The 6,616-nt window shown below is 66.2% G+C and carries 6 protein-coding genes; all 6 read right to left on the reverse strand.

The window, feature by feature from the left end; translation table 11 throughout:
• Window positions 1-1,998: conjugal transfer protein TraG (locus tag VGF12_RS01245; RefSeq protein ID WP_331174231.1), on the reverse strand; the 1,998-nt coding region annotated here is incomplete at its 3' end.
• A gap of 244 nt (window positions 1,999-2,242) precedes the next feature.
• The gene (locus VGF12_RS01250) at window positions 2,243-2,512 is read right to left on the reverse strand and encodes an EexN family lipoprotein (protein ID WP_331174232.1); all 270 of its coding nucleotides are present in this window, start codon (window positions 2,510-2,512) and stop codon (window positions 2,243-2,245) included.
• A complete protein-coding gene (locus tag VGF12_RS01255) occupies window positions 2,509-3,441 on the reverse strand; it encodes a LysR family transcriptional regulator (protein WP_331174233.1) in 933 nt (310 codons plus the stop codon). The genes VGF12_RS01250 and VGF12_RS01255 overlap by 4 nt, the downstream gene beginning before the upstream one ends.
• A 46-nt stretch (window positions 3,442-3,487) precedes the next feature.
• Window positions 3,488-4,417, reverse strand: coding sequence for an electron transfer flavoprotein subunit alpha/FixB family protein (locus tag VGF12_RS01260; protein ID WP_331174234.1), 930 nt, complete (start codon window positions 4,415-4,417; stop codon window positions 3,488-3,490).
• A gap of 37 nt (window positions 4,418-4,454) precedes the next feature.
• On the reverse strand, window positions 4,455-5,210 hold the full coding sequence (locus VGF12_RS01265) for an electron transfer flavoprotein subunit beta/FixA family protein (RefSeq protein ID WP_331174235.1): 756 nt from the start codon (window positions 5,208-5,210) through the stop codon (window positions 4,455-4,457).
• A 24-nt stretch (window positions 5,211-5,234) separates the two neighbouring features.
• On the reverse strand, window positions 5,235-6,616 hold a 1,382-nt coding region (locus VGF12_RS01270), incomplete at its 5' end, for an acyl-CoA dehydrogenase (RefSeq protein WP_331174236.1).

The following is a 6,616-nucleotide window of genomic DNA, read 5'->3' on the forward strand; positions in this document are numbered from 1 at the left end:
GAGGGAGGCCAGCCGGGCCGTGCGCTGCAGAGCCGGATCGAGCTGGCGAGGAAGGGGAAGCGGTATGTCGTCGTCATCGAGCAGCCCGAGGTCGGTTGCAGGTGCAGCCAGGTCGGGGTCGTAGGCGACGGTTTCGGAGAGTTCGGGCTGACGGCGCGGGCCGCCGTCGTCGGCCGAACCCAAGTTCTCCAGGCCATCAGCGGACGCCGCGGCCGGTGCGGCGGGAATCGCCAGTCCGCTCCAGTCGTCGGGACGCGATGGCGGCGCGTCGGCGTATCGCTCGCTCGCCAGCGCGGGCGGCGGCAACACGCGCCGCTTGAAATTGCTGTCCGCGTAGTAGCGCAGCTTCTTCGCCTTGATCGGCGCCACGCTGGACACCATCACCACGGCCTCGTCAGGCGGAAGCTGCATGACTTCGCCCGGCGTCAACAGCGGGCGCGCGGTTTCCTGGCGCGACACCATCAAGTGCCCGAGCCACGGCGCGAGCCGGTGGCCCGCGTAGTTGCGCTGCGCGCGCAGCTCGGTCGCAGTGCCGAGCGTCTCGGAGATCCGTTTGGCGGTGCGCTCATCGTTGGTAGCGAACGTCACGCGCACATGGCAGTTGTCGAGGATCGAATGGTTCTGGCCGTAGGCCTTGTCGATCTGGTTCAGGCTCTGCGCGATCAGGAAGCTGCGGATGCCGTAGCCCGCCATGAAGGCCAGCGCGGTCTCGAAGAAGTCCAGGCGACCCAGCGCCGGGAATTCGTCGAGCATCAGCAGCAGCTTGTGCCGCCGCGCGATGCCGTCCGATCCGTCCAGCGACTCGGTCAGCCGCCGTCCCACCTGATTCAGGATCAATCGGATCAGCGGCTTGGTGCGGCTGATGTCAGACGGTGGCACCACCAGGTACAGCGACACTGGGTGCGCGGTGGAGATCAGGTCGGCGATGCGCCAGTCGCAGCGCGAAGTGACTTCCGCCACCGTCGGGTCGCGGTACAGGCCCAGGAAACTCATGGCCGTGGACAGCACGCCCGAGCGCTCGTTCTCACTCTTGTTGAGAACCTCCCGCGCGGCCGAAGCGACGACGGGGTGCGGGCCACCGCCTTGCTCGTTCGCCAGGTGCGGCGTCGTCATCATCCGGTGCAGCGTCACCTCGAACGGGCAGGCTGGGTCGGAGAGGAAGTTGGCGACTCCGCGCAGCGTCTTGTCCTCGCCCGCATAGAGCACGTGCAGGATGGCCCCCACCAGAAGGGCGTGGGAAGTTTTTTCCCAGTGGTTGCGGCGCTCCAGAGCGCCTTCTGGGTCCACCAGGATGTCGGCGATGTTCTGCGCGTCGCGCACCTCGTGCACGCCGCGCCGAACCTCCAGCAGCGGGTTGTAGGCGGCCGAGCGCGCATCGGTGGGGTTGAACAGCAGGCAGTGCGAGAAACGCGAGCGCCAGCCGGCCGTCAACTGCCAGTTCTCGCCCTTGATGTCGTGGATGACGGCCGAGCCGGGCCAGGACAGCAGCGTGGGCACCACCAGGCCGACGCCCTTGCCCGAACGTGTGGGCGCAAACGCCAGCACGTGCTCGGGCCCGTCGTGGCGCAGGTACTGCAAGCCATGTTGTCCAAGGAGCACGCCGGACGGGCGGTTCAGCCCGGCACGCCGAACGTCATCGGCCGTGGCCCATCGTGCGGTACCGTAGGTGGTGACCAGCCGCGACTGCCGCGAGCGCCAGACCGACATGCCCACCGCCACGCCTACCGAGGCCAGGCCGCTGCCGCCTGCAATCGCCCCGCCCACGTCGAAGACATCGGGTGCGTAGGCGTCGAAGAAGAACCACCACTCGAACAGGCGCCAGGGGTGGTAGACCGGCGAGCCGAAGGCCTCGAACCACGGGGTGCCCAGGCGTGCCTGATGGCCGAGAGCAGCAGCGGTCCACTGGGTTGCACCCCACACGCCGACCACGACGACGCCCAGCACCGCCGCGACCTGACCGTAGAGAATCCCCTGGTGACTTGCGCCCTGAGCCTGCACCTTGACCTCCGATCCAGTGGCCCGCCACGCGGGGCCGTGCGCGCGGCACGAAGGTGTGTCGCACGCATGAGGATCAAGGCTGTCTATCGGTGGGTCAAAGTCCCAAATCGGCAGGCTCGCAGTCCGGCCTGCAAGAATGCAAGTGGCAGCGTGCTGCCGCGCGTCGTGGCTCCTTGCAGCGCTGCAAGTAGTACAGCGCCCATGCACGAAATATGCGTCGCCGAGTGTGGCGACGAGCGCACGTTCAGAACTTGGGTGATTCTTTGGGCGGGTTGTACGGTACCTTGCCGTCCCCGAAAAATCGCCGTTTCGTGGCCTCGGCCACGCGGCTACAAAGTTCGTCGCCCAGCTTGGTGCGCTCGGTCTTGCACTGCTCTCGCAGCAGCTTCAACCGTTCTGGATCGGCCATCAACGATTCCAGCGAATCGGTGGGCTGCGGCTTGCCGCAGGCCGACAGCACCAAAGCTGCGGCGGCGACCACCAAGGTTGCGGTCAAGTTTTGAAGCTTTCTCATGTGCTACTCCCTGGCAATATGTCCAACGCGTCGTCAGTCGCCCGACCGGGTGCAGCGATACGGGCCCTTTCCACGAAACGTCGCAAGGTCTCAGACGAGGCACCGATGCGGTGGATCAGGTAGGTGGTCAACATCGGTGTGCGGCCAGCCAGCGGCCTTGTGACGATCTCAGGATGACCGCAGGTCGAAACGTGAGCCTCGGTCGAGAAGCCCAGACCGTAGCCTGCTGCTACCAGGGTCACCATCAGCTCTTGGCTGGCCACCTGCTCAGCCACGATGGGTTCGCGATCCGTTGCGCGCAGCACACGTGCCATCTGGCGGCTGCAGCCCTCGCACACCTCGGGGTCGCAAAGCACCAGCGGATAGCGCAACACTTCATCCAGAGGCAGCGTCTTGTGTGCCAACAAGGGGTGGCGCGTAGGCACGGCCACGACCATCGGATCGTTCCACACTGGTATGGCAAGCAGCGTTTCACCAACTTCCGATGAGTGGGAGAACCCGGCATCGTACAAGTCGGCTTCGAGGCCTCTGATCTGCTGTGACAGCGGAACCTCGTAAAGCCGGATTTCCGTATCTGGCTCTTCCTCACGGCAACACGATAGCAATGCCGTGAGCCGGGCCTGCGAGAGGCCTTCGGACAAGGCGATGCGTAACTGCCCCTGATACCCGGCCGAAACGGCCCTAACACTGTCGCGCGCCTGGGCCAGCGCTGCGAACACGCGCGGCACGTGGTCCATGAAGACCTGACCCGCACGGGTCAGACGCGTGCTGCGGGTGTTGCGGTCGAAGAGGCGGACCCCCAGCTCTTCTTCCAGTTCCTTGATCGCCCTCGAAAGTGGCGATTGCTCAATGTGTAGCTTCTCAGCGGCTCTTGCGAAATGCAACTCCTGAGCGACAGCCAAGAAGCACCGAAGGTGCCTCAGTTCCATTGTTTTCCCTGAATTTTTTCATTTTTGTCTCAAGTCACTGTTGTTCTTAGATTGCGGCGACCAGTTCCGGCACAGCCGTGAACAGGTCGGCCTCCAGGCCGTAGTCGGCCACGGAGAAGATCGGGGCCTCGGGGTCCTTGTTGATCGCCACGATCACCTTGGAATCCTTCATGCCCGCCAGGTGCTGGATCGCACCCGAGATGCCGGCGGCGATGTACAGCTGCGGCGCCACGATCTTGCCGGTCTGGCCCACCTGCAGGTCGTTGGGGGCGTAGCCCGCATCGACGGCGGCACGGCTGGCACCGATGGCCGCACCCAGCTTGTCGGCCAGCGGGGTCATGACTTCGGTGAACTTCTCGCTGCTGCCCAGTGCACGGCCGCCGGAGACGATGATCTTGGCCGCCGTCAGTTCGGGGCGGTCACTCTTGGCGATTTCGCTGCCCAGGTAGGCGCTCTTGCCGTTGCCGGCTGCGGCGGCCACGGTTTCCACGGCGGCCGAGCCACCCTGGCCAGCGGCGTCGAAGCCGGTGGTGCGCACGGTGATGACCTTGGTGGCGTCGCCGCTCTGCACGGTGGCGATCGCGTTGCCGGCGTAGATCGGGCGCTCGAAGGTATCTTGGCTGATCACCTTGCTGATTTCGCTGATCTGCGCCACGTCGAGCCTGGCGGCCACGCGCGGCGACACGTTCTTGCCACCGGCGGTGGCGGGGAACAGGATGTGGCTGTAGGCGGGTGCCAGGGCCAGCACCTGGGCGGCAACGTTCTCGGCCAGGCCATGGGCCAGGCCCTCGGCGTCGGCATGGATGACCTTGGAAACACCGGCGATCTGCGCGGCGGCCTTGGCGGCTTCGCCGGCGTTCTCGCCTGCCACCAGCACGTGCACGTCGCCACCGATGGCGGCGGCGGCGGTGACGGTGTTCAGGGTCGCGCTCTTGATGGAGGCGTTGTCGTGTTCGGCAATGACAAGTGCGGTCATGTTCTGTGTTCCTCTGGATCGTTGGGTTCAGCGGTCTTCAGATGACCTTGGCTTCGTTTTTCAGCTTGTCCACGAGGGCAGCCACGTCAGGGACCTTCACACCGGCGCCACGCTTGGGCGGCTCGCTGACCTTCAGGGTCTTCAGGCGCGGCTTGACGTCCACGCCCAGGTCCTCGGGCTTGACGGTGTCCAGCTGCTTCTTCTTGGCCTTCATGATGTTGGGCAGCGTCACATAGCGCGGCTCGTTCAGGCGCAGGTCGGTGGTGATCACCGCCGGCAGGCTCAGTTCCAGCGTCTCCAGGCCGCCGTCGACTTCACGGGTGACCTTGACTTTGCCCTCGGCCACTTCCACTTTGGACGCAAAGGTGGCCTGCGGCAGGTCGGCCAGCGCGGCGAGCATCTGGCCGGTCTGGTTGGCGTCGTCGTCGATGGCCTGCTTGCCCAGGATGACCAGGCCGGGTTGCTCCTTGTCGACCAGGGCCTTGAGCAGCTTGGCCACGGCCAGCGGCTGCAAATCCAGGTCGGCCGGGGTCTCGACCAGGATGGCGCGGTCGGCGCCAATCGCCATGGCGGTGCGCAGGGCTTCCTGGCACTGGGCCACACCGCAGGAAACGGCGATCACCTCGGTAACCACGCCTTTTTCCTTCAGGCGCACGGCTTCTTCCACCGCGATCTCGTCAAACGGGTTCATGCTCATCTTGACGTTGGCGATGTCCACGCCGGTGCCGTCGCTCTTGACGCGCACCTTGACGTTGTAGTCCACCACGCGTTTGACGGGGACGAGGATTTTCATGGGAGGGTTTCCTTTCAGGATCATTCAGAGTTGATCGTCCGCCAGGGCCAGCGTGCTGGCGGCTCCGCCCGTGACGATGTCGCGCAACATCGGCGCCTGCACCAGGACATGCGCCACGTAGTGGCTGGCCGTGGCACGCTTGGCGCCGAGAAAGCCCGCATCGCCCGATCTCGCCGCGAGTTGCGCAGTGGCGGCTTCGGCCATGCGCGCCGACAGCCAGCCGCCGATCACCGTACCCGCCAGCCGCAAGAAGGGCACGGCGCCCGCCGCGCACTGCGCGGGTTGGTCGTCGTGGGCCAGCAGCCAGTCGGCCGCTTCCCCCAGCGCACGTGCCGAAGCCGCTAACACGCCGCCGATCTGCGCCAGCGCGGCATCGGGCATCTCGGCCAATCGGCGCGCATCGCCGTCGATGCGGCCCAGCAGCGCCTTCAGCGTGCGCCCGCCCTCGCGCGCCAGCTTGCGGCCAATTAGGTCGTTGGCCTGGATGCCCGTCGTGCCTTCGTAGATGGTCGTGATGCGCGCGTCACGCAAGTGCTGTGAGGCGCCGGTTTCCTCGACGTAGCCCATGCCGCCATGCACCTGCACACCATCGGACGTGATGCCCTGTGCGTTGTCGGTGCACCAGCCCTTGACCACCGGGATCAGCAGGCCGACCAGGGCCAGCGCCTGCTCGCGCTCTTGCGCGTCGGCGTGGCCTGCGGCTCGGTCCATCTGGCCGGCGCAGAAATAGGCCAGTGCGCGCATAGCCTCGGTGCGGGCCTTCATGTCCATCAGCATGCGCCGCACGTCTGGGTGGCCGGCGATGGTGGTGCTGCCGCTGAGCAGTGGCTTGCCCTGCACCCGCTCCAGCGCGTAGGCGCGTGCGCGCTGGTAGGCGCGCTCGGCGATGCCCACGCCTTCGAGGCCGACGTTCAGCCGCGCATGGTTCATCATCGTGAACATGCAGGCCAGACCCTGGTTCGGCTCGCCGACCAGGTAGCCGATCGCGCCCCCGCGGTCGCCAAAGCTCATCGACGCCGTGGGGCTGCCGTGGATGCCCATCTTGTGCTCGATGGAGGTGCAGGCCAGGTCGTTGTGTTCGCCCAGGGAGCCGTCGTCGTTGACCAGGTACTTCGGGCACAGGAACAGCGAGATGCCTTTCACGCCTGGCGGTGCATCGGGCAGGCGCGCCAGCACGAGGTGGACGATGTTCTCGGCCATGTCGTGCTCGCCCCAGGTGATGAAGATCTTGTTTCCGCTGACGCGGTAATGGTCGCCTTCGGGCACGGCGCGACTGCGCAGCGCGGCCAAGTCGGAGCCTGCTTGGGGCTCGGTGAGGTTCATGGTGCCGGTCCAGCGGCCCGCGACCATGGGCTCCAGGAAGCGGCGCTTGAGTGCGTCGCTGCCATGGTGCGCAATGGCTTCCA

This window comes from Roseateles sp. (assembly GCF_036404855.1).
Classification (GTDB): Bacteria; Pseudomonadota; Gammaproteobacteria; order Burkholderiales; family Burkholderiaceae_C; genus Pelomonas.